The organism is Kitasatospora sp. NPDC058115, from assembly GCF_042884635.1.
Lineage (GTDB): Bacteria > Actinomycetota > Actinomycetes > Streptomycetales > Streptomycetaceae > Kitasatospora.
Window position 1 is genome coordinate 32,722 of the sequence record NZ_JBHVTL010000013.1, and the last position, 21,828, is coordinate 54,549.

At 73.1% G+C, this 21,828-nt stretch carries 23 protein-coding genes and 1 tRNA gene; 15 read left to right on the forward strand and 9 right to left on the reverse strand.

The features are described from left to right. Positions 1–22 precede the first annotated feature (22 nt). On the reverse strand, positions 23–796 hold the full coding sequence (locus ACFVVL_RS15650) for an ABC transporter ATP-binding protein (protein WP_380294952.1): 774 nt from the start codon (positions 794–796) through the stop codon (positions 23–25). A 413-nt stretch (positions 797–1,209) separates the two neighbouring features. Between ACFVVL_RS15650 and ACFVVL_RS15655 the strand changes: the two genes are divergently transcribed. From ACFVVL_RS15655 to ACFVVL_RS15665, 3 genes are all read left to right on the forward strand, one after another. After that, positions 1,210–1,291 (forward strand) — tRNA-Leu (locus tag ACFVVL_RS15655). Between the two features lie 141 nt (positions 1,292–1,432). Further along, entirely contained in the window at positions 1,433–2,344 is a 912-nt protein-coding gene (locus tag ACFVVL_RS15660; protein ID WP_380294950.1) for a Bax inhibitor-1/YccA family protein, read from the forward strand. A 91-nt stretch (positions 2,345–2,435) separates the two neighbouring features. Continuing rightward, positions 2,436–2,849 carry a hypothetical protein gene (locus tag ACFVVL_RS15665; RefSeq protein WP_387675352.1) on the forward strand — a complete coding sequence of 138 codons (414 nt, stop codon included), beginning with the start codon at positions 2,436–2,438 and terminating at the stop codon, positions 2,847–2,849. 147 nt (positions 2,850–2,996) lie between these two features. Here ACFVVL_RS15665 and ACFVVL_RS15670 read toward each other — a convergent pair whose 3' ends face one another. The 3 genes from ACFVVL_RS15670 to ACFVVL_RS15680 form a co-directional block, all read right to left on the reverse strand. Further along, the gene (locus ACFVVL_RS15670; protein ID WP_387675355.1) at positions 2,997–3,941 is read right to left on the reverse strand and encodes a hypothetical protein; all 945 of its coding nucleotides are present in this window, start codon (positions 3,939–3,941) and stop codon (positions 2,997–2,999) included. A 312-nt stretch (positions 3,942–4,253) separates the two neighbouring features. Continuing rightward, positions 4,254–5,495 (reverse strand): acetyl-CoA C-acetyltransferase, encoded by a 1,242-nt coding sequence (locus tag ACFVVL_RS15675; RefSeq protein ID WP_380294945.1) that lies wholly within the window; start codon positions 5,493–5,495, stop codon positions 4,254–4,256. Between the two features lie 62 nt (positions 5,496–5,557). After that, the gene (locus ACFVVL_RS15680) at positions 5,558–6,643 is read right to left on the reverse strand and encodes an SGNH/GDSL hydrolase family protein (protein ID WP_387675358.1); all 1,086 of its coding nucleotides are present in this window, start codon (positions 6,641–6,643) and stop codon (positions 5,558–5,560) included. A gap of 199 nt (positions 6,644–6,842) precedes the next feature. Between ACFVVL_RS15680 and ACFVVL_RS15685 the strand changes: the two genes are divergently transcribed. From ACFVVL_RS15685 to ACFVVL_RS15710, 6 genes are all read left to right on the forward strand, one after another. Beyond that, on the forward strand, positions 6,843–8,246 hold the full coding sequence (locus ACFVVL_RS15685) for a cystathionine beta-synthase (RefSeq protein ID WP_380294943.1): 1,404 nt from the start codon (positions 6,843–6,845) through the stop codon (positions 8,244–8,246). Between the two features lie 483 nt (positions 8,247–8,729). Further along, complete coding sequence (locus tag ACFVVL_RS15690) at positions 8,730–9,068, forward strand: hypothetical protein (RefSeq protein ID WP_380294942.1); 339 nt, start codon at positions 8,730–8,732, stop codon at positions 9,066–9,068. Between the two features lie 171 nt (positions 9,069–9,239). Next, on the forward strand, positions 9,240–10,583 hold the full coding sequence (locus tag ACFVVL_RS15695) for an Ig-like domain-containing protein (RefSeq protein ID WP_380294941.1): 1,344 nt from the start codon (positions 9,240–9,242) through the stop codon (positions 10,581–10,583). A 75-nt stretch (positions 10,584–10,658) separates the two neighbouring features. Further along, a complete protein-coding gene (locus ACFVVL_RS15700) occupies positions 10,659–11,219 on the forward strand; it encodes a SigE family RNA polymerase sigma factor (protein WP_380294940.1) in 561 nt (186 codons plus the stop codon). Further along, the gene (locus ACFVVL_RS15705; RefSeq protein ID WP_387675363.1) at positions 11,216–12,064 is read left to right on the forward strand and encodes a hypothetical protein; all 849 of its coding nucleotides are present in this window, start codon (positions 11,216–11,218) and stop codon (positions 12,062–12,064) included. Before ACFVVL_RS15700 ends, ACFVVL_RS15705 begins: the two co-directional genes overlap by 4 nt. A 74-nt stretch (positions 12,065–12,138) precedes the next feature. Then, positions 12,139–12,654 carry a DUF1203 domain-containing protein gene (locus tag ACFVVL_RS15710; protein WP_387675365.1) on the forward strand — a complete coding sequence of 172 codons (516 nt, stop codon included), beginning with the start codon at positions 12,139–12,141 and terminating at the stop codon, positions 12,652–12,654. An 18-nt stretch (positions 12,655–12,672) separates the two neighbouring features. Here the strand turns inward: ACFVVL_RS15710 and ACFVVL_RS15715 are convergent, their stop codons facing one another. Together ACFVVL_RS15715 and msrA are read right to left on the reverse strand one after the other, a co-directional pair. Then, positions 12,673–13,041 (reverse strand): cupin domain-containing protein, encoded by a 369-nt coding sequence (locus tag ACFVVL_RS15715; protein WP_380294934.1) that lies wholly within the window; start codon positions 13,039–13,041, stop codon positions 12,673–12,675. A 170-nt stretch (positions 13,042–13,211) separates the two neighbouring features. Then, complete coding sequence (gene msrA, locus ACFVVL_RS15720) at positions 13,212–13,877, reverse strand: peptide-methionine (S)-S-oxide reductase MsrA (protein WP_387675368.1); 666 nt, start codon at positions 13,875–13,877, stop codon at positions 13,212–13,214. Positions 13,878–14,020: 143 nt separating this feature from the next. Here msrA and ACFVVL_RS15725 point away from each other — a divergent pair, with 143 nt between their 5' ends. Next, positions 14,021–15,175, forward strand: a complete 1,155-nt coding sequence (locus ACFVVL_RS15725) for a cystathionine gamma-synthase (RefSeq protein WP_380296655.1) — start codon at positions 14,021–14,023, stop codon at positions 15,173–15,175. Here the strand turns inward: ACFVVL_RS15725 and ACFVVL_RS15730 are convergent. Further along, on the reverse strand, positions 15,156–15,665 hold the full coding sequence (locus ACFVVL_RS15730; protein WP_380296653.1) for a MarR family winged helix-turn-helix transcriptional regulator: 510 nt from the start codon (positions 15,663–15,665) through the stop codon (positions 15,156–15,158). The genes ACFVVL_RS15725 and ACFVVL_RS15730 overlap by 20 nt on opposite strands. A 122-nt stretch (positions 15,666–15,787) precedes the next feature. Between ACFVVL_RS15730 and ilvA the strand changes: the two genes are divergently transcribed. The 3 genes from ilvA (at position 15,788) to ACFVVL_RS15745 (ending at position 19,150) form a co-directional block, all read left to right on the forward strand. After that, on the forward strand, positions 15,788–16,999 hold the full coding sequence (gene ilvA, locus ACFVVL_RS15735; protein WP_380296651.1) for a threonine ammonia-lyase: 1,212 nt from the start codon (positions 15,788–15,790) through the stop codon (positions 16,997–16,999). Between the two features lie 239 nt (positions 17,000–17,238). Beyond that, positions 17,239–18,291: an ATP-binding cassette domain-containing protein gene (locus ACFVVL_RS15740; protein ID WP_387675373.1), complete on the forward strand. Its 1,053-nt coding sequence runs from the start codon at positions 17,239–17,241 to the stop codon at positions 18,289–18,291. Position 18,292: 1 nt separating this feature from the next. Then, entirely contained in the window at positions 18,293–19,150 is an 858-nt protein-coding gene (locus tag ACFVVL_RS15745) for an ABC transporter permease (protein ID WP_380296647.1), read from the forward strand. A gap of 75 nt (positions 19,151–19,225) precedes the next feature. Here the strand turns inward: ACFVVL_RS15745 and greA are convergent, their stop codons facing one another. Together greA and ACFVVL_RS15755 are read right to left on the reverse strand one after the other, a co-directional pair. Beyond that, on the reverse strand, positions 19,226–19,723 hold the full coding sequence (greA, locus tag ACFVVL_RS15750) for a transcription elongation factor GreA (RefSeq protein WP_380296645.1): 498 nt from the start codon (positions 19,721–19,723) through the stop codon (positions 19,226–19,228). A gap of 272 nt (positions 19,724–19,995) precedes the next feature. Beyond that, positions 19,996–20,406 (reverse strand): DUF4307 domain-containing protein, encoded by a 411-nt coding sequence (locus ACFVVL_RS15755; protein ID WP_380296643.1) that lies wholly within the window; start codon positions 20,404–20,406, stop codon positions 19,996–19,998. A 240-nt stretch (positions 20,407–20,646) separates the two neighbouring features. Between ACFVVL_RS15755 and mca the strand changes: the two genes are divergently transcribed. Both mca and ACFVVL_RS15765 read left to right on the forward strand, forming a co-directional pair. Further along, positions 20,647–21,552 (forward strand): mycothiol conjugate amidase Mca, encoded by a 906-nt coding sequence (gene mca, locus ACFVVL_RS15760; protein ID WP_387675378.1) that lies wholly within the window; start codon positions 20,647–20,649, stop codon positions 21,550–21,552. Between the two features lie 49 nt (positions 21,553–21,601). After that, positions 21,602–21,793 (forward strand): hypothetical protein, encoded by a 192-nt coding sequence (locus tag ACFVVL_RS15765; RefSeq protein ID WP_380296639.1) that lies wholly within the window; start codon positions 21,602–21,604, stop codon positions 21,791–21,793. Positions 21,794–21,828: the final 35 nt, after the last annotated feature.

Below are 21,828 nucleotides of genomic sequence, written 5' to 3' on the forward strand. Positions count from 1 at the left end.
GTCGGGCGGCCGGCGCGGGGCGTCAGCTGGTGCGGCCCTTGGCGTCGAAACGGCGCATGCGGTCCAGGACGGCGTCGGCGGTCGGGTGGGTCAGTTCGTCGACGATGCGGCCGTCGGCGAGGAAGACGACGCGGTCGGCGTAGGAGGCGGCGACGGGGTCGTGGGTGACCATGACGACGGTCTGGCCGAGTTCGCGCACGGAGTTGCGCAGGAAGGCGAGGATCTCGGCGCCGGAGCGGGAGTCGAGGTTGCCGGTGGGTTCGTCGGCGAAGATGATGTCGGGCTTGCCGGCCAGGGCGCGGGCGCAGGCGACGCGCTGCTGCTGGCCGCCGGAGAGCTGGCTGGGGCGGTGGGAGAGCCGGCCGGACAGGCCGACGGTCTCGACCACCTTGTCGAGCCACTGCTTGTCGGCCTTGCGGCCGGCGATGTCCATCGGGAGGGTGATGTTCTCCAGGGCGGTGAGGGTGGGCAGCAGGTTGAAGGCCTGGAAGATGAAGCCGATGTGGTCGCGGCGCAGCTGGGTGAGCTGCTTGTCCTTGAGGCCGACGAGTTCGGTGTCGCCGATGGTGGAGGAGCCGGAGGTGACGGTGTCGAGGCCGGCCATGCAGTGCATGAGGGTCGACTTGCCGGAGCCGGAGGGGCCCATGATCGCGGTGAACTCGCCCTGGGGGAAGGTGACGCTGACGTTGTCGAGGGCGACGACGCGGGTCTCCCCCTCCCCGTAGACCTTGTTCAGGCCGGTGGCGCGGGCGGCCGCCCGGCCGGTGCGGACGGCGGTTGCGGTCGACGTGGTCACGGGGGTGCTCCTCGGGCTCGGCAGACAGGGGGCGCGCCGGGTGGGCGCGGCGCGCAGGGGTGCTCGTCCGGCCGGGCCCTTCCAGGGGTGTCCGGCCGTACCTCCATGCTCCGCCGGATGATCATGGTTTCTCGTCGCTCCGCCGGACGGTTGGCCTGACCGCCGCTGGGTGTACGCCCAGGTGGCGCTCTCCTCCTGCGGTATGACACCCACCCTGAGCGGAAGGGCGGTGGCCGGATCGGGCGGGTTCGGTGGCCAAATCACGAACTGTTCGTCAGATGGCAAGGAAACATGACAACTTCCCCGCCTTGGAACATGCGAAAGGGGAGGCCGGGCGACTAGGCTCAGGGGTGGTCCGCACGGGCGGCTGGGCGATGCTCTCCGCTCCGTCCGCGGGGCCGGGTCCGCAGGACGCCCAGATGGTGGAACGCAGACACGGGCAGCTTAAAACTGCTTGGCCGAAAGGCCGTGCCGGTTCGAGTCCGGCTCTGGGCACGTACTTGCTCGCGGGGACGCCCTCCGGCGTCCCCGCCGGAGGTCACACCCGAATCCTTCTCGCGGCGGATGCCGATTTCTTTGCCAAGCCATTACCCTTGTGGTTCGGGCGGTGCAGTGCCGCCACGGAGGGAATGAGCAATGAGAAGCAGCAACCCGGTCTTCTCGCGGGAGGGGTCCTTCACCCGCGAGTCCGGCTACGCGGGTTTCGGGACCACCCAGACCCCGCCGGCCGGGGGCCCGACCGCCACCAACCCCTACGGCAACAACCCGTACGGGAACAACCCGTACGCCAACAGCCCCTACGCCCAGCAGCCGCAGGGCCAGGCGCCGCTGACCGACGAGCAGCTCGTCGAGATGTACAACGCGCCGTCCGCCGGTCCGCTGGCGACCGGCCGGATGACGCTCGACGACGTGGTCGCGCGCACCGCGATGACGCTGCTGACCCTGGTCGCGGCCGGCGGTCTGGCCTGGTTCGCCCTGCCGGACCGGAACTTCGGCCTGGCCATCGGCGCCTCGCTGATCGCCTTCGTGGTCGGCATGGTGATCTCCTTCAAGCGGAGCGTCAGCCCGCCGCTGATCCTGCTCTACGCGGGTCTGGAGGGCTTCGCGCTCGGCGCGATCACCAAGGTGTTCAACACCATCTGGCCGGGCATCGCGATCCAGGCGGTGCTGGGGACCGCGGCGGTCTTCGCGGCGATGCTGATCGCCTACAAGACCGGCCGGATCCGGGTCACCCCGCGCTACACCCGGATCGGCATCGCGATCGCCATGGGCTTCGTGCTGCTGATGCTGGTCAACCTGGTGGCCTCGATGGTCTTCGGCGCCGACATGGGGCTGCGTTCCGGCCCGCTCGGCATCGTGGTCGGCCTGGTCGGCATCGGCCTCGGCGCGTTCTTCCTCTCGCTGGACTTCGCCGCCATCGAGGAGGCGATCGCGCACGGCGCCCCGCAGAAGGAGTCCTGGCGGGCCGCCTTCGGGCTCACCCTGTCGCTGGTCTGGATCTACGTCGAGATGCTGCGGCTGATCGCGATCCTGCGCGGCGACGACTGATCCTCCCTCGCGCCACCACTGCCGCCGGGCCCCGGAGCACCCGCTCCGGGGCCCGGCGGCTTTCGGCGTCCGGGCCCCGTATGCTCGCGGCATGTCCGAGACGCCCGATGAGAAGACCCTGGTGGAAGCCGTCGACGCGCTCGCCGACCGGTTCCGCGCGATGCCGCAGAGCCGGCTGCTGGGCGCCGTTCCCGGGCACCCCTCGCGGGCGGCGGCCGGGCTGGCGCTGGCCCGCCGGCTGGCGGCCGCGGCGCTGGCGGCCGAGGGGGCGCGGCCGGACGGCGGGGCCGGCGGTGGTGCGGGCGGCGGGCCGTCGCGCGAGCTGCCGGACGCCGGGGCGTTCGCCGTCGGCGACCAGCTCGCGGTGGTCGGGCACGACCTGGCGGCGGCGCTGGCCGCGCTGCCCGCGGACGCCGCGGTGGCGCTGCCGGACGGGCCGCTGACGGTGCGGGCGCTGCGGGCGCAGGCCCTGGGGTGGCTCGCGGAGACCACTGCGGTGCTCTGACCCTCTGACCCTCTGACCCTCTGACCCTCTGACCCTCCGGCGCCCGCTGCCCGGCACCCGCCACCCGGCACGCGAACGGCCGAGGGGCCGGCCGGATCGGTAACCCCTTGATCCGGCCGGCCCCTCGGCCGGTGCGCGTCGGTCGCGTCAGATGCTGGCCACCACCCGGTCGGCGAGCACGTACACGGTGTCCTCGTCGGTGGAGAAGGTCAGCGAGTAGGAGCCGGAGAACCGGGAGCCGCCGAGCAGCCGCACGTTCTCGCCGGCCCGGACGGCGTCGATCAGCCGGTACGCGGCCTCGCGGTCGCCCGGGGCCACGCAGAGCGTGGTGCCGTCGGCGAAGGCGTAGACGTCCAGGGTGCCGAGCGGGCCGGGGCGGACGTCGACCAGGGCGGTCGCCTCCTCGGCGAGCGCGGTCAGCCGGGTGTCGGTCCACTCCCGGGACGGCGCCTGGCTGGGGACGAAGTCGGGGTGCGAGGGGTGGCGGCGCGGGTCGGGCGCGGGGGCCGGGGCATCCTCGACGGCCGGCTCGGCGTCCAGCAGCCCGGCCTCCAGGCCGGTGGCCAGCAGGTCGGCCTCGCGGCGGGCCCGGGCCTCCCCGGCGGTCTCGGCGGCCGGGGCGCCGGCCGGGTGGCCGGGGCGCACCGGGGCGCCGCCCTCGGTCTCGGGCTCGGCCGGGCGGGCGCCGCCCTCCTGGATGAGGTCCTCCAGCGCCGAGCGCAGCGCCTCGCCGAACTCCGGATCCATGGTGCCCGCGTTGTCGGCCGCCTCGCTCGGCCCGGTCGGGCGAGGGAAGAAGAGCGGCCACTCGTCGGTGGTGTTGAACACCCCGGCGAAGGGGGAGTCGAACAGGGGCGCGTCCTCGGCCGCACGGGCCTCCTGCTCGGCCCAGAACGCCCGGGCCTCGGTGATCTCCCGCTCGCGGTCGGCGGCCAGCGCGTCGGCGACGGCCCGGCGTATCGCCGCCTCGTCGACGGCCGGCGCGGCGGTCGCCCGCGCGTCCAGCCGACGGGAGATTCCCCGGAGGTGGAGCAGCACGGCGGTCGACACGGCGATCAGGATCAGCAGCAGGATGGTGTAGACGGCGCTCACGGAACGTACTCCTAGCGAGGAGCGGAACGGGGTTACGTCTCCACACTGCCGCATCCGGCCCTGTCACTGCAGTGGCGAATGTCCACTTTGTCGGTGACTTTCGCTCTTGTCCCCAAATTGTTAGGTAGTCCCGCTCTACGCTGCGGAGTTGATCCGCTCCGCACCGTCGATTTCCGGTCCGTAAATGACAGGAAAGAGGGCCGGATCGACCTCTCGGTGTGATCCGGCCCTCAATTACGCTGCGTCACTCCAAATGGGTGGTCTGGACCCTTCCGGGTTGACGGATCCGGCCGTGGCAGGGGTCGTTCGGGGTCAGCTCAGTCGCTCGATGACCATCGCCATGCCCTGGCCGCCGCCGACGCACATGGTCTCCAGGCCGAACTGCTTGTCGTGCCACTGCAGGGAGTTGATCAGGGTGGTGGTGATCCGGGCGCCGGTCATGCCGAAGGGGTGGCCCACCGCGATCGCGCCGCCGTTGACGTTCAGCCGGTCCAGGTCCACGCCGAGGTCGCGGTAGGACGGGATCACCTGGGCGGCGAAGGCCTCGTTGATCTCGACCAGGTCGATGTCGCCGATGGTCAGGCCGGCCCGCTTGAGCGCCTGCCGGGAGGCCTCGACCGGGCCGTAGCCCATGATCTCGGGGGAGAGCGCGCTGACGCCGGTCGAGACCACCCGGGCGAGCGGGGTGATGCCCAGCTCGCGGGCCTTGGTGTCGGACATGATGACCAGGGCGGCGGCGCCGTCGTTCAGCGGGCAGCAGTTACCGGCGGTCACCGTGCCGTCCGGGCGGAACACCGGCTTCAGGCCGGAGACGCCCTCCAGGGTGACGCCCGCGCGCGGGCCGTCGTCCTGGCTGACCACGGTGCCGTCCGGCAGCGTGACCGGGGTGATCTCGCGCTCCCAGAAGCCGGCCTCGATGGCGGCCTCGGCGAGGTTCTGCGAGCGCACGCCGAACTCGTCCTGCTCGGCGCGGGTGATGCCCTTGAGCGCGGCCAGGTTCTCGGCGGTCTGGCCCATCGCGATGTAGGCGTCCGGCAGCAGCCCGTCCTCGCGCGGGTCGTGCCAGCCCGGCCCCTGCCCGTCGGCCCCCCACGTCCCCTTCTCGGCCCGCTCGGCCGTGCGCGCCCGGGCCTCGTCGAACAGCGGGTTCATGGTGCCCGGCAGGCCGTCCGAGGTGCCGTGGACGCTGCGCGAGACGGTCTCCACGCCGGCCGAGACGAAGACGTCGCCCTCGCCGGCCCTGATCGCGTGCAGCGCCATCCGCGTGGTCTGCAGCGAGGAGGAGCAGTAGCGGGTGATGGTGGCGCCGGGCAGGTAGTCCATGCCCATCTGCACGGCCACGATGCGGGCCAGGTTGTGGCCCTGCTCGCCGCCGGGCAGGCCGCAGCCGAGCATCAGGTCGTCGATCTCGCGCGGGTCCAGCTGCGGCACCTTGGCCAGGGCGGCCTGGATGATGTGCGCGGTCAGGTCGTCCGGGCGGACGTCCTTCAGCGAGCCCTTGAAGGCCCGGCCGATCGGCGAACGGGCGGCGCTGACGATGACGGCTTCGGGCATGACGGGCTCCTCGCTGAGTGGCGGCGGACAGGCGTCCGGGAGGAAAGTTACCGCCTGGTAGATCAGGCGTCATCCGCTCCGGCGTGTGAGCTGGCCGACGTGCTCCGGCCGGTCGGCCGGCCCTCCGCGGGGGGCTCCGCGAAGGCTCCGGAACCCGGCAGGCCGACCCGCAGCCGGTGGCGCAGCAGCGCCCAGCGCCCGGCCGCGCCGGCCTCGCCGCCGACCGCCGCCACCTCGGAGCCGGACCGTCCGGCCGCGGCCGCCGCGGCCACCGCCACCGGCAGCACCGCCTCGCCCGGGACCGTCCCGGCCGGCCGCTCCTCCTGCGGCCAGAGGTCCAGTACGGCGCAGACCGAGGGCAGCACGGCCATCGCGGCCGTCGCGTAGCCCTGGGCCGAGGGGTGGTAGCGGTCGGCGGCGAACATCTCCGGCCGGGCCGCGAACTCCGGACCGAGCAGCGAGCCGAGCGAGACCGTCCGCCCGCCCGCCTCCACCACCGCGATGGTCTGCGCGGCGGCCAGCTGACGGCTCAGCCGGCGGGCCACCCAGCGCAGCGGCGGGCGGACCGGCTTGATCGTCCCGAGGTCCGGGCAGGTGCCCACCACCACCTGGCAGCCGGCGGCGCGCAGTGCGGCGACCGTCTCGCCGAGCTGGCGCACCGCGAGCTGGGCCGGGCTGTGCCGGGTCACGTCATTGGCGCCGACCATGATCACGGCGATGTCGGGGCGGTGCGCCAGGGCCTGGTCCAGCTGCCCGGCCAGATCGGCGGAGCGGCCGCCGCTGAAGGCCACGTTGACCAGCCGCACCGGACGCTCGGCGACCGAGGCGAGCCCGGCGGCGAGCAGCGCGCCCGGCGTCTCGCGGGCCCGCAGCACCCCGAGGCCGGCCGCGGTGGAGTCGCCGAGGAAGGCCAGCACCAGCGGTGGCTGGGGGGCGGCGGAGGTGTCGGCGAAGGCCTCGCCGTAGACGCCGTCGGCCTTCGGCGGAGCGCCCTCCAGGATGCCGATGGCCTGGACGGCCAGCTTGCTCTCGGTCAGCAGCAGGCCCACCAGGCCCACGCCCAGCACGCCCAGCCCGCCGCCGCCGTACGCCGCCGCGGTGGCGATCCTGCGGGCCACCCGGGCCCGGGACTCCTGTGCCGTGGACATCCGGTGCCCCCTTCGCGTCCTCGCGCCGCCCCGTGGGGGGCCGCTCCTGATGCGTGTACACCCCTAGTACCCGCGATCGGCCCGGCCTACGACGGGGGTGGTCCGTTCGTGGGGCGCGAGGGCCTTCCGGGGCGCGTGGTACGGCCTAGGCTTTGCAGTACCGAAAGCCACTGCATGCCCACAGACCGGGAGGACCCCCGTGCGGTACCACAACTCGATCATCGACCTGGTCGGCAACACGCCGCTGGTCAAGCTGAACAAGGTCACCGAGGGGATCAGCGCGACGGTGCTCGCCAAGGTCGAGTACTTCAACCCCGGTGGCTCGGTGAAGGACCGCATCGCGATGCGCATGATCGAGGCCGCCGAGGCCTCCGGCGCGCTCAAGCCCGGGGGCACCATCGTCGAGCCGACCTCCGGCAACACGGGTGTCGGCCTGGCGATCGTGGCCCAGCAGAAGGGCTACAAGTGCATCTTCGTCTGCCCGGACAAGGTCTCCACCGACAAGATCAACACGCTGCGCGCCTACGGCGCCGAGGTGGTCGTCTGTCCGACCGCCGTCGCCCCCGAGCACCCGGACTCGTACTACAACGTCTCCGACCGCCTGGTCCGGGAGACCCCGAACGCCTGGAAGCCGGACCAGTACTCCAACCCGGACAACCCGGCCTCGCACTACCACTCCACCGGTCCCGAGCTGTGGGAGCAGACCGAGGGCCGGATCACCCACTTCGTGGCGGGCGTCGGCACCGGCGGCACCATCTCCGGCACCGGCAACTACCTGAAGGAGGTCTCCGGCGGCAAGGTCCAGGTGATCGGCGCCGACCCGGAGGGCTCGGTCTACTCGGGCGGCACCGGCCGGCCGTACCTGGTCGAGGGCGTCGGTGAGGACTTCTGGCCGACCGCCTACGACCGCACCGTCGCGGACGGCATCGTCGCCGTTTCGGACAAGGACTCCTTCCAGATGACCCGCCGCCTGGCCAAGGAGGAGGGCCTGCTGGTCGGCGGCTCCTGCGGCATGGCGGTCGTCGCCGCGCTGGAGGTGGCCCGCGGGCTCGGCCCGGACGACGTCGTCGTGGTGCTGCTGCCGGACGGCGGCCGCGGCTACCTGTCGAAGATCTTCAACGACGACTGGATGGCCGACTACGGCTTCCTGCCGTCCGCCACCGACGAGGCGCACATCGGCGAGGTGCTGGCCCGCAAGGACGCCATCGAGCACGAGGGCATTCCGCAGTTCGTCCACATGCACCCCAACGAGACGGTCTCCGAGGCGGTCCGGGTGCTGCGCGAGTACGGCGTCTCGCAGATGCCGGTGGTCTCGCCGGGCGCCGGCCACCCGGACATCATGGCCGGCGAGGTGATCGGCTCGGTGGTGGAGAAGCTGCTGCTGGAGGGCGTCTTCGCGGGCGACATCCAGCTGACCGACACGCTGGACAAGGTGATGTCCAAGCCGCTGCCGGTGGTCGGCTCGGGCGAGACCGTCACCAACCTGATGGCGGTGCTGGAGAAGGCCGACGCCGCGGTGGTGCTGGTGGAGGGCAAGCCGCAGGGCATCGTCACCCGCCAGGACCTGCTGGGCTTCCTGACCGGCAGCCGCGCCGGGCACTGAGGCCGGGCACCGAGGCCGGGCGCCGGGTCCGGACCGGCCGCCGCCCCCGATCCGGCGGCTGGGGGGCCCGCGGGGCGCGGGCTTCCGTTTCCGGGCGAACTGGTACACCGGCGTCATCTCCGCGCAGCACGGGCTTAACACGGCTGCGGCATCGTTGTGCTCACGGCAAGACGCCGAGCGAGACGGCGGTGACCGACCGGGAGCGGCTCCCCGGCGGCGCGGTCCGTCTCGGGCCCGACGGTCGGTCCTGACCCGGCCGGTGGTGCCCCTGCCCGCGGAGGCGCCGTCGTCCCGCCCCTGCCCGGCTCCGGCCGGCTGCCAGGGTGTGGCGGCTCTCCGGGCGACCCGCGCCGCTTGGCGCGTCTCCGCGGCTCCCGGGTGGGGGAGTCCGGCGGAGGCGGCGGGGCCGGTCCTCCACGCGGAGGGCCGGCCCCTCCCGTCTTCCGTGCCTGCGCACCGGCTCGTTCCCGTAGTCTCACTGTCATGACCAGCACTGACACGACCGGCCAGGACAGCCCGCGCTACGTCCGGCTCAGCATCGAGCTCATCGCCGAGATCACCGACGAGGGCGCCCTCAAGGCGGCGGCCCTGCAGCAGGTGGCCGGCGACGAGTACCTCGACGACGAGGAGCGCGCGCAGTCCGTCGAGGCCATCGAGGTGGACCCGTCGGGCTCGCTCGCCCACTTCATCGACCCGGTGGCGCTGCTCGGCGACGTCCCGGGGGTCGAGCTGGCCTCGGCGACCTGGGAGTCGGCGAAGACCGACTTCGACCCGGAGGGCGGCGAGTGGGACGAGTACGCGGTGGAGGAGTCCGCCGAGTAGGGCGCGCCCGTCACAGCCCGTGCATGCCCGGTCCGCGGTCCGCGGGCCGGGCTTTTGTCCATATTTGGCGCCGACTTTCGGATTCTCGTACGATCGCAAGCCGTTGGTGATGGAACCGTGAACGCACGGATTGCGTTTCTGTATCCGTAAAGCCCGGATGATCAACAGGGAGTGGGCGACGTGACGGCACGGGAAGGTCAGGGCCGAGCGGCCGGGAGCAACTGGAGCCGGCGCGGCGTACTGGCGGGCCTGATCGGCGCCCCGGTCCTGCTGCTCGCGGCCTGCAACGACAGCAAGAGCGCCGACAACGGCGCCGGCGGCAGCGGCGGGACCGGCGGCACGGACACCGGCTCCACCGGCACCGGCGGCGGCACCGGTGGGGCGGCCACCGGCAGCGCGCAGCCCACGCCCAGCGCCACCAGCACCCCCACCCCGAAGACCTCGACCGCCGTGATCACCGTCACCCCGGCCGACGGCGCCACCGCCGCCAGCTTCAGCGAGCCGGTCCGGGTCGCCGTCGCGGGCGGCGCCCTCACCACGGTCAAGGTCACCGACTCCACCGGCAAGGCGCTGGCCGGCGAGCTGTCCGCCGACGGCACCGTCTGGACCTCCGCCGCCGCCCCGGCCAGCGGCACCAAGTACACGGTGTCCGCGGTCGCCTTCGACAAGGAGAAGCTGGAGGCCGACGCCAACGCCGTCTTCACCACGGCGACCCCGGCCAACACCTTCGTCGGCTACTTCACCCCCGAGGACGGCTCGGTCGTCGGCGTCGGCATGCCGGTCTCGATCAACTTCAGCAAGCCGGTCACCGACCGCAAGGCCGTCCAGCAGGCGATCACCGTGATAGCCGAGCCGGGCGTCGAGATCGTCGGGCACTGGTTCTCCAGCACCCGCCTCGACTTCCGGCCGCGGGAGTACTGGGCCAAGGGCACCAAGGTGACCGTGAAGCTCCGGCTGAAGGACGTCCAGGGCGCCAAGGGCGTCTACGGCACCCAGTCCAAGGACGTCCGCTTCACCATCGGCCGGGCGCAGACCAGCGTCGCCGACCTCGCCACCAAGAAGCTCACCGTCACCACGGACGGCCAGGTCAGCGCCGTCTACGCGATCTCCGGCGGCTCGCCGGAGTACCGCACCTGGGGCGGCAGGATGGTGATCACCGAGCAGTACCAGCAGACCCGGATGAACTCGCAGACCGTCGGCCTCGGCAGCGAGTACGACATCCCGGACGTGCCGCACGCGATGCGGCTCAGCACCTCCGGCACCTTCATCCACGGCAACTACTGGTCCCCGCCGTCGATCTTCGGCAGCCAGAACACCAGCCACGGCTGCGTCGGCCTGCGGGACGTCAAGGGCGGCCAGGACGCCGGCGCGGACGGCTACAAGTTCTTCAAGAGCTCGATGATCGGCGATGTGGTCGAGGTCGTGAACTCCGGCGACAAGACCGTCGCGCCGTCCAACGGCCTCAACGGCTGGAACATGGGCTGGGCCGACTGGAAGGCCGGCAGCGCGATCTGACGCCCGCCGGGGGCACCCCGCGATTTCCGCCCGGGAGGACAGAACCTCCCCCGCGCCCCGAGGAGTCAGGGGGGTGTGAAACGCGAGCAGAGAGAGCGCCTGGACGCCGAGTTCAGCGCGTTCGTCGTCGGCGCCGGACCCCGGCTGACCAGGCTGGCCGAACTGCTGACCGGCGACCCGCACCGGGCCGGGGACATCGTGCAGTCCGCGCTGGAACGCGCCTACCTGCACTGGCCCCGGATCACCGCGAACGCGGACGACCCGGCCGCCTACGTGCGGCGGATCGTCGTCAACCAGCACCGCGACTGGTGGCGGCGGCTGCGCAACCGCGAGCTGCCCACCGACCGCGCACCCGACCGGCCGGGGCCGGCGGACTTCGCCGAGCAGCAGGCCCAGCGGGCGCTGCTGCACCAGGCGCTGGCCGCCCTCACCCGGCGCGAGCGGGCGGTGGTGGTGCTGCGGTACTACGCGGACCTGAGCGAGGCGCAGACCGCCGCCGAACTGGGCATCGCGCCCGGGACGGTCAAGTCGACCCTGCACCGGGCGCTGTCGAAGCTGCGCGCACGGCCCGAGCTCGCCGACCGCACCGGCGGTCCGGCGGGCCACGACCCGAGCGACATCGAGGTGGCGGTATGAGCGACGACACGGCTTTCGAGCGGCGGCTCGACGAACTGCTCAAGCGGGGGGAGCGGGGACCGGGCACGGGCGGCCCCGATCCGGCGGCGGTGATCGCCGGGGCGCGGCGGCGCCGGGCCCGGCGGCGGGCCGCCACGGGGGCGGCCGTGCTGGCCGTGGCGGTGATCGCCGGCGGTACGGCGCTGGCCCCGGGGGACGGCCGACCGGCGGGCGGGGCGGCGACGGCGGCGGGGGCACCGGCGGGAGGAGCGACGGCGGCGGCGCCGACGTACGTGCCCGTCGCACCGGAGGCGCCCGGAACCCGGCAGCCCTCCACCGGCCCCCGGCGGACGCCGGACTCACCGGTCAGGCGGGTGGCCCCCGGGGAGCAGGTCACGATCGTCGACGGCATGCGGATGAGCGTCACCGCGACCGGGTCCTGCGTCGAGGCGTGGGTGAGCGCCACCGGCACCTGGGAGACGCCGTTCGGCTGCCGCGACGCCACCAGCGACAACCTCGACCACACCCGGCCCACCATCACCGCGCAGAGCAGCGGCCACCAGGGCGGCACCGTGGTGACCGGGATGTACCTGGGCCCGGCCCCGGCCCGGATCGTGGTCGAGCTCAAGGGCACGCAGGTCGTCGCGCCCCTGGTCACCACCACCGGGATGGACGGCTGGACCGCCTACTACGCGGTGTTCCCCGCCACCGCCCCGGCGCCCTCCGGGCCGAACGGGCCCACCGGCTCCCCGGCCGTCGCGGCCTGGGCCGCCGACGGGACGCGGCTCGCGGAGCTGATCGACCCCCGCCGGCCCGACCCCTGGGCCACCGGCGGCAGCGGGGCGGGCACACCGTCCGCGCACTGACGGCCGGGGACGGGGCGGAACGCGACGGCCGATTTCCGCCGGAATCCCGGCCTCCGCACCGGGAGGGTGGAGGCATGACGACCACCCGCACGACGACCACCCCCGCCGCCCCGTCCGTCCTGACCGTCCACGCGATCGACCCCGCCGTGCACCGCGCCCTGCTGGTGCGCGACGACTCCGGCCGTGCGCCGGTGCGCTCCGTCGACGGGACCGGCGGCGCCCCGCTGCGCTGCTGCCTGACCAGGGCACGGCCCGGCGAGCGGATCGCCCTGCTCTCCTACGCGCCGCTGCGGCGCTGGGCCGCCGAGACCGGGGCCGAGCCCGGCCCGTACGACGAGACCGGCCCGGTCTTCGTCCACGACGGCCCGTGCGCCGGTCCGGCGGGCCGGGGCTGGCCGGAGGGCTTCCACGGCGGCCGGCGGCTGGTGCGCCTGTACGACCGGCGCGGGCACATCCTCGGCGGCGAGCTGGCCGAGCCGGACACCGCCGAGGCGGTCGCGGCACGGCTGCTCGCCGACCCGCAGGTGGCTGTGGCGCACGTCCGGGCGGTGGACTTCGGGTGCTTCATGCACGAGGTCCGGCGGGGCTGAGCACCGCCGGCCGGGTGCTCAGGAGCGCTTGGCGTAGTCGACGTAGCCCTGCCAGTCCAGGACGACGGCCGGCTCGTCGCCGACCACCCAGGCGTCGTGGCCGGGCTCGCAGAGCATGAAGTCGCCGGGACCGAACTCGTCCTCCTCGCCGTCGTCCATGACGACCTTCAGCCGCCCGGAGAGGACGTAGCCGGCGTGGGAGGCCTGGCAGCTGTTCGTTCCGGCGATCGGCTTGACGTGCTGGGACCACTGCCAGCCGGGCTGGAACACCGCCCGTCCGACGCCCCCGCCGTCCAGGTGGACCAGGCGCATCTCGCCCTTGTCCGCCTCGAACGGGCGGACCTCGTCGGGATCGGTGTCGAAGTTCCTGCGGATGAGACCGGCCATGAGGTGCTCCTCGGGACAGGGGCGGCCGCGTCACCAGGGACGGTGACGCGGCCGCCCAACCGGTCCTTCCAGTCTGCGCCCGCAGGGCCCCGGTCGGGAACCCTCGGTGACGGCTCACCCCGGGTGACCGCCGACCGTGGGTGACGGCTCACCCGGAGTGCCCGACGGGGTCAGGCGCCGGTGCGGGCCACCCCGATCGGGCAGCTGGCGCCGGTGCCGCCGAGACCGCAGTAGCCGTTCGGGTTCTTGGCGTCCGAGAGGTACTGCTGGTGGTAGGGCTCGGCGGGGTAGAACGGGCCCGCCGGGGCGATCTCGGTGGTGATCGGGCCGAGGCCGAGCGCGGTCAGGGCCGGCTGGAAGGCGTCCCGGGTGGTGGTCGCGGCGGCGGCCTGCGCCGGGGAGTGGGTGTAGACCGCGGAGCGGTACTGGGTGCCCACGTCATTGCCCTGGCGGTTGCCCTGGGTCGGGTCGTGCGCCTCCCAGAAGGTCTTCAGCAGCCGCTCGTAGGAGATCACGGCGGGGTCGTGGACGACCCGGACCGCCTCGGTGTGCCCGGTCAGGCCGCTGCACACCTCCTCGTACGTCGGGTTCGGGGTGTGCCCGCCCTGGTAGCCGACCAGCGTCGTCCAGACGCCGGGCAGCCGCCAGAACGTCCGCTCGGCGCCCCAGAAGCAGCCCAGCCCGAAGTCCGCGACCTCCAGACCGTCGGGGTAGGGGCCGGTCAGCGGGTGGCCGAGCACGGTGTGCGGGTCACGGAGCGTGAACGCCGGGGCCTCACGGCCGGGCAGCGCCTGGTCGGCGGGGACGAGCGAGGTCTTGTGGCGGTTGAACAGCACGGCCTGCTCCAACGGTTCGGGGAGGGTTGCGCAGAGTCCAACGCGGCCGGGCGGCCGGGGATTCCGGCCGACCGGCCGCCTCCCGGCGGACGCGTGCGCGTCTTCCGGGCGGCGGCCGGCGGTTCGCCGACTACGCTCGGAGCATGACCGAGCACCAGCTTCCCCAAGGCTTCGAGACCCTCGCCATCCACGCGGGTCAGGAAGCAGACCCCCAGACCGGGGCCGTCGTCACGCCGATCTACCAGGTGTCCACCTACAAGCAGGACGGGGTGGGCGGCCTGCGGGGCGGCTACGAGTACAGCCGCAGCGCCAACCCGACCCGCACCGCGCTGGAGGAGTGCCTCGCCGCGCTGGAGGGCGGAGCCCGCGGCCTCGCCTTCGCCTCCGGCCTGGCCGCCGAGGACACCCTGCTGCGCACCGTCCTCAAGCCGGGCGACCACATCGTGATCCCCAACGACGCCTACGGCGGCACCTTCCGGCTCTTCGCCAAGGTGCTGACCCGCTGGGGCGTCGAGTTCTCGGTGGCCAACACCCAGGACCTCGCCACCGTCCGCGAGGCGCTGCGCCCCAACACCCGCGCGGTGTGGGTGGAGACCCCGTCCAACCCGCTGCTGGGCATCACCGACCTGGCCGCGCTGGCCGAGATCGCGCACGGCGCCGGCGCGCTGCTGGTGGTCGACAACACCTTCGCCAGCCCCTACCTGCAGCAGCCGATCGCGCTCGGCGCCGACGTGGTCGTGCACTCGACCACCAAGTACATGGGCGGCCACTCGGACGTGGTCGGCGGCGCCCTGGTGATCGCCGAGGCGGGTCTCGGCGAGGAGGTCGCCTACCACCAGAACGCGATGGGCGCGGTCTCCGGCCCGTTCGACGCCTGGCTGGTGCTGCGCGGCATCAAGACCCTCGGTGTGCGGATGGACCGGCACAGCTCGAACGCCGAGCGGGTCGCCGAGCTGCTCGCGAGCCACCCCAAGGTCAGCCAGGTGCTGTACCCGGGTCTGGCCGAGCACCCCGGCCACGACATCGCCGCCAAGCAGATGAAGGCCTTCGGCGGCATGGTGTCGTTCCGGGTGAACGGCGGCGAGGAGGCGGCGGTCGAGGTCTGCAACCGGGCGCAGCTCTTCACCCTCGGTGAGTCGCTGGGCGGCGTGGAGTCGCTGATCGAGCACCCGGGCCGGATGACCCACGCCTCGGTGGCCGGTTCGGCGCTGGAGGTGCCGGCCGACCTGGTGCGCGTCTCCGTCGGCATCGAGTCGATCGACGACCTGCTGGCCGACCTCAAGCAGGCGCTGGGCTGACGCCCTGTCCGCCGGCGCCCTGCCGGCCCGCCGTGTACTCCTCCATGGAGTGGTTGAAGCGGGCCAGCAGGGCGCAGAACGCCCGCTGCTCCTCGGGTGGCCAGCCGGCGACCAGCCGGCGGGTCAACTCGGTTCTCCCGGCCCGGACTTCGGCCAGCCGTCCGGCGCCCAGCGGAGTCAGCGCGAGCCGGACGGCGCGCCGGTCGGCCGGGTCCTGCACCCGGCCGACCAGGCCCGCCGCGACCAGCGGGGCGACCTGCCGGGTGACGGTGGAGGAGTCCACGCCCAGGGCGTCCGCCAGGGCCTTGACGTTGGCGGGGCCGAGACGCTCCAGCCGTTCGAGCAGCAGATAGGCCGCCCGGACCAGGGCGGCCACCCCGTCGGATCCGCGGACCTGTTCCATACGGCGGGCGAACAGCGCCAGCTGGTACTGGAGTTGGGTGTGCACGGGGTCGGTGAGGTCGGGGGCCTGGGGCGAGGTCGTCGTCATCGCGGCTCACGATCGTCGTGCGGTGAGGAAGGCTCAGGAGCAGCAGAGTACGCGGGCCGGGCGGGCCCGGGAACAGGGCCGACGTCCCCGGGCCACGTGTCATCACCACCTAGGCTGCTGTCATGCACAGCTGGCCGATCACCCTCGACGATGTCCGCGGCGCCCAGAAGATGCTCGCCGGGGTCGCCCGGGTGACGCCGATGGAGGGCAGCCGCCACCTCTCCGCGCTGGTCGGCGCGCCGGTCCACCTGAAGTGCGAGAACCTCCAGCGCACCGGCTCCTTCAAGCTGCGTGGCGCGTACGTGCGGATCGCGGGCCTGTCGCCGGTGCAGCGCGCGGGCGGGGTCGTCGCGGCGAGCGCCGGGAACCACGCCCAGGGGGTGGCGCTGGCGGCCTCGCTGCTCGGGGTGCGCTCGACCGTCTTCATGCCGGTCTCCGCGCCGCTGCCGAAGATCGCGGCGACCCGGGAGTACGGCGCCGAGGTGCGGCTGCACGGGGCGACCGTGGACGAGGCGCTGCAGGCGGCGCAGCGCTACGCGGAGGCGGGCGGCGCGGTCTTCATCCACCCGTTCGACCACCGGGACGTGGTGATCGGGCAGGCCACCGTCGGGCTGGAGGTCCTGGAGCAGTGCCCCGAGGTGCGGACCATCCTGGTCGGGGTGGGCGGCGGCGGGCTGCTGGCCGGGATCGCGGCGGCGGTCAAGCCGCTGCGGCCGGACGTGCGGGTGATCGGGGTGCAGGCGGCGGCCGCGGCCGCGTACCCGCCCTCGCTGGCGGCCGGGCACCCGGTCTCGCTGGAACGGTTCGCCACCATGGCGGACGGCATCATGGTCGGCCGGCCGGGGGACGTCCCGTTCGAGATCGTGAACACCCTGGCGGACGGTGTCCGGACGGTCTCCGAGGACTCGCTGTCCCGGGCGCTGCTGCTCGGCCTGGAGCGGCTGAAGCTGGTGGTGGAGCCGGCCGGGGCGGCGCCGGTCGCGGCGCTGCTGGAGCGGCCGGACTCCTTCGAGGGGCCGGTGGTGGCGGTGCTGTCCGGCGGCAACATCGACCCGCAGCTGATGCAGCGGGTGCTGCGGCACGGTCTGGCGGCGGCCGGGCGGTACCTCTCGCTGCGGGTGCGGCTGGCCGACCGGCCCGGTGCGCTGGCGGGCCTGCTCGGGGTGCTGACCAGGGTGGACGCCAACGTGCTGGACGTCGCGCACGTGCGGGTCGATCCGCAGCTGGGGCTGACCGAGGTGGAGGTGGACCTGCACCTGGAGACCAAGGGCCCGGAGCACTGCGCGGCGGTGCTCGGCGAACTGCGGGGCGCGGGCTACGTGGTCTCCCGGTAGGGCGGCGCGGAGGGGAGTGGGGCGGAGTGCACGGGGCCGGAGTGCGCGGGGCGGAGTGCGCGGGGCGCGCCCGGCCGTCGACGCTCCCGGACACGAGGTGTTGCGCACGCCGAACTCGCGATACATCGCGTTCTTCCGCCGCGGGCGGCGGGAACGAGTCGCTCGCCCGCCGGTGTTAGGGGCAAAGTGGGACAGACCACACAGTTCCGCCCGTTCCTCCGAGGAAATGAGGCAGGCCCATGGCGCCAGCCATCCAAGCCGAGAACCTGGTCAAGACCTTCGGCGACGTACGAGCCCTGGACGGCGTCAGCCTCGACGTCCCCGAGGGCGCGGTGCTCGGGCTGCTCGGCCCGAACGGCGCCGGCAAGACCACCACCGTGCGCATCCTCACCACCCTGCTCCGCCCCGACTCCGGCCGTGCGACGGTGGCCGGCGTCGACGTCCTCAAGCACCCGAACCGGGTCCGCAGCCTGATCGGCCTCTCCGGCCAGTACGCCGCGGTCGACGAGTACCTCACCGGCTTCGAGAACCTCCGGATGGTGGGCGAGCTGTACCAGATGCCCGCCCGCGAGGCGAAGGCCCGGGCCCTCGAACTGCTGGAGTGGTTCAACCTCACCGAGGCCAAGGACCGCACCGCCAAGACGTACTCCGGCGGCATGCGCCGACGCCTCGACCTCGCCGCCGCCCTGGTCGTCCGCCCGCCGGTGATGTTCCTGGACGAGCCCACCACCGGCCTCGACCCGCGCAACCGGCTCGCCCTGTGGGAGGTCATCGAGACACTGGTCGAACAGGGCACCACGCTGCTGCTCACCACCCAGTACCTGGAGGAGGCCGACCGCCTCGCCCACGACATCGCCGTGGTCGACCACGGCAGGGTGATCGCGCGCGGCACCGCCGACCGGCTCAAGGCACAGATCGGCGGCGAGCGGATCGAGGTCGTGGTGCAGCGGCCCGAGCTGGTCGCCGACGCGGTCGCGGCGCTCTCCGCCTACGCGCTCGGCGAACCGGCGGTGGAGAAGAACACCCGGCGGATCACCGTGCCGGTCAGCGGCGGCTCCCGGATGCTCGCCGACGTGATCCGCGAGCTGGACTCCCGCTCGATCGGGATCGACGACATCGGCCTGCGCCGGCCGACCCTGGACGACGTCTTCCTTTCGCTCACCGGCCACCACACCGAGGCCGAGGGCGAGGAGAACGGCGCCGCCGGGGGCAAGGGGCGCGGGCGGGGCGGCGGCCCGGGCGGCGGCACCGGCACCGGCAAGCAGGCCGTTCCGGCCGGGAAGGAGCGCTGAGATGGCCACGGCCACCGAGCACGCCATCGGCGGGGCGGTCCCCAAGCAGCGCCGGGGCGTGGACGCCGTCCTGCACGACTCCTGGGTGGTCGCCCGACGCAATCTGCGCCGGATGACCCGGATCCCCGAGATCGTGGTGTTCGGCCTGATGCAGCCGGTCATGTTCGTCCTGCTGTTCTCGTACGTCATGGGCGGCGCGATCAGGATCCCCGGCTCGGAGTCCAGCTCCTCGGCGTACATCCAGTTCCTGATGGCGGGCATCTTCGCCCAGACCGTCACCTTCGCGGTGGCCGGTGCCTCGGCGGGCATCGCCGAGGACATGTCCAAGGGCCTGGTCGACCGGTTCCGCTCGCTGCCGATGGCCCGCTCGGCGGTGCTGGTCGGCCGCACCCTGGCGGACCTCTGCCAGACCGCGTTCACCCTGGTGGTGCTGGCCGTGGTGGCGGTGCTGGTCGGCTGGCGGATCCACGAGGGGGTGCTGTCCGCGCTCGGCGCGTTCGGGCTGCTGCTCCTGCTGGGCTACGCCTTCTCCTGGATCGGCGCGCTGATCGGCCTCTCGGTGCGCAGCCCGGAGGCGGCCACCTCGGCCGGGCTGATCTGGCTCTTCCCGCTGACCTTCATCTCCAACGCCTTCGTGCCGGTCAGCTCGATGCCGGGCTGGCTGCAGGCGGTCGCCTACTGGAACCCGTTCAGCGCCACCGTGCAGGCCTGCCGCAACCTGTTCGGCAACCAGGTGGGCCCGGTGGACGACGTGTGGCCGATGCAGCACGCCGAGCTGGTGTCGGTGCTCTGGTCGGTGGTGATCACCGCGGTGTTCTCCTGGCTGGCGGTGCGCAAGTACCGGCACTCCGCCGGCTGAGCGGGCCTCCCGGAGCACGCCGAAGGGCGGCCGCGGCGCTGTGCCACGGCCGCCCTTCGCGCGTGCGGGGTGCGGTCAGCCGGCGTAGGGCTTGACCTCGATGATCTTGACCATGGACTGCTTGCCGTTCGGCAGCTCGTAGGTCGCCTCGTCGCCGATCGTCCGGCCGTCGATGGCGCGGCCGAGCGGGGACTGCGGCGAGTAGATGTCCAGGTCGTCGTCGCCGACCTCGCGCGAGCCCAGCAGGAACTTCATGGTGTCGTCCTCGTCGCCGTCGAAGGCGACCGTGACGACCATGCCCGGAGCGACCACTCCCGAGTCCGCCGGGGCCTCGCCGACCTTGGCGCGCTCCAGGATCTGGGTGAGCTGGCGGATCCGCAGCTCGTACTTGCCCTGCTCCTCCTTGGCGGCGTGGTAACCGGCGTTCTCCTTGAGGTCACCCTCCTCACGCGCGGCCTCGATCTTCTGCGCGATCTCGATCCGCCAGGGGCCGGTCAGGTGGTCCAGCTCGGCCTTGAGCTGGTCGTAGCCGGACTGAGTGAGCCAGGTCACGTTCTCGCTGGTCTGGGTCACGGGTGCTCCTCGTAGGTGCTGGGGCTGTGCTGAGGGTGTGAGTCGTCAGCGTGTTGAGTGGTGCTGATATCGGTCTTAACTACAAAGCAACGCCCGCTCCCGTACCAGCTGGTGCGGAAGGGGCGAAACCACGAGCCTAACAACTCCCGCCGACAAAGGGGAGGGTCGTTGGCCTGCCATTGACGACAGCGTTGCGTCGAGGTGTACAGGATCGGCGGACGGAGCTCCTCTACGGATGCCCGTTCCGCCGGGCGGATATGCCTGTGGTGCCGTTACTCGGGCGTACAGCCCAGCAGCTCGGCGGTGGTGCCGCGGGCGGTGGTCCGCAGGCTCACCACGGCGTCGTACTCGGAGCCCTCCGCCGGGACCGCGAAGTCGGCCACGCCGACCACCGCGCCGTCCTCGCCCTGCGAGCGGACGGTGCAGCTGCCGGCCGTGCCGTCGCTCTTGCGCACCGCCAGGTGCAACTGGAGCTCGGTGTCCGAGAGCGCCTGGAAGGTCGGCACCGCGCCGTTGATCTTCGTCTCGCGGATCAGGTAGGAGCCGCCCAGCCAGGCGATCAGGCCCAGCATCAGCACCCCGCAGACCGCGCCGACCACCTTGAGCCGACGGTCGCTCTCGCGGTCGCCGCGCCGCCCGTAGCGGTCCTCGGGCAGTTGCGGGCTCCGGGTGCCAGCGCTCATGGGGCTCAGTCCTCTCGTGGGGAGGGGGCCGCGCGGGTGGTGCGGGGGAATGCGGTGCTCCTCCAGTCCGTCACTATAGGAGGGGCACGCCCGCGGCCGGTCCGGCGGGGGCGGGCCCGGCCGTGTCGACGCCCCGGCGCGGCGGCCGGTCCCGCGGCGACGCGGCCCCGAGAGCGGCTCGGACGGTGGGCAGACCGGCTAGCGCGGTACGCCCGGACATTTGTGGAAGGAACGCACGCGTTGAGTGAGCAGTTGCGACTGATGGCGGTGCACGCCCACCCGGACGACGAGTCCAGCAAGGGCGCGGCGACCATGGCCATGTACGTCGACCAGGGGGTGGACGTGCTGGTGGCCACCTGCACCGGGGGGGAACGCGGTTCGGTCCTCAACCCGAAGCTGCAGGGCCGGCCGGAGATCGAGGAGAACATCCACGAGGTCCGGCGCAAGGAGATGGACGAGGCCCGCGCGATCCTCGGGATCAGGCAGGCCTGGCTGGGCTTCGTGGACTCGGGCCTGCCGGAGGGCGACCCGCTGCCCCCGCTGCCCGAGGGCTGCTTCGCCTTGAAGGACGTCAAGGAGGCGGCCGAGCCGCTGGTCCGCCTGATCCGGGAGTTCAAGCCGCAGGTCATCACGACCTACGACGAGAACGGCGGCTACCCGCACCCCGACCACATCATGACCCACAAGATCACCATGCTGGCCTTCGACGCCGCCGGCGACCCCGACGCGTACCCCGGCGCCGGCGACCCCTGGCAGCCGCTGAAGCTGTACTACAACCACGGCTTCCCGATGGGCCGCATCCGGGCCCTGCACGCGTACCTCTCCGAGAACGGCCACGAGTCCCCCTACGGCGAGTGGATCGCCGGCTGGGAGAAGAGCGGTCGCCAGGAGCGCGAGATCACCACCCGGGTCCGCTGCGACGACTGGTTCGAGACCCGGGACCGCGCGCTGATCGCGCACGCCACCCAGATCGACCCGGACGGCCCGTGGTTCCGCGTCCCGCTGGAGGTCCAGCGCGAGGTGTGGCCCACCGAGGACTACGAGCTCGCCCGTACCCTGGTCGACGTGGACCTGCCGGAGGACGACCTGTTCGCCGGCCTGCGCACCCCCAGCCTGACGGCCGAGTCGGCCGACACGCGGGACTGAAGCACCCCCCGACGGCCCGGCTCCCCGTGAGCCGGGCCACCATAGAGATATGAGTGCCCCCGTGAACCTCACCCACCTCGCCGTCGAGCTCGCCGTCGACGACGCCAAGGTCACCCCCGGCCTGCTGGGCTTCGTCGTCTTCGCCGCCCTCGGCGTGGCCACCTGGTTCCTGGCCAAGTCGATGAACAAGCAGTTCAAGCGCGTGAACTTCACCGAGGAGCCGGAGGCCCCGAAGGAGTGAGGCCACGCCCCCTCCGCCGCGCGGATGCGCAAGGA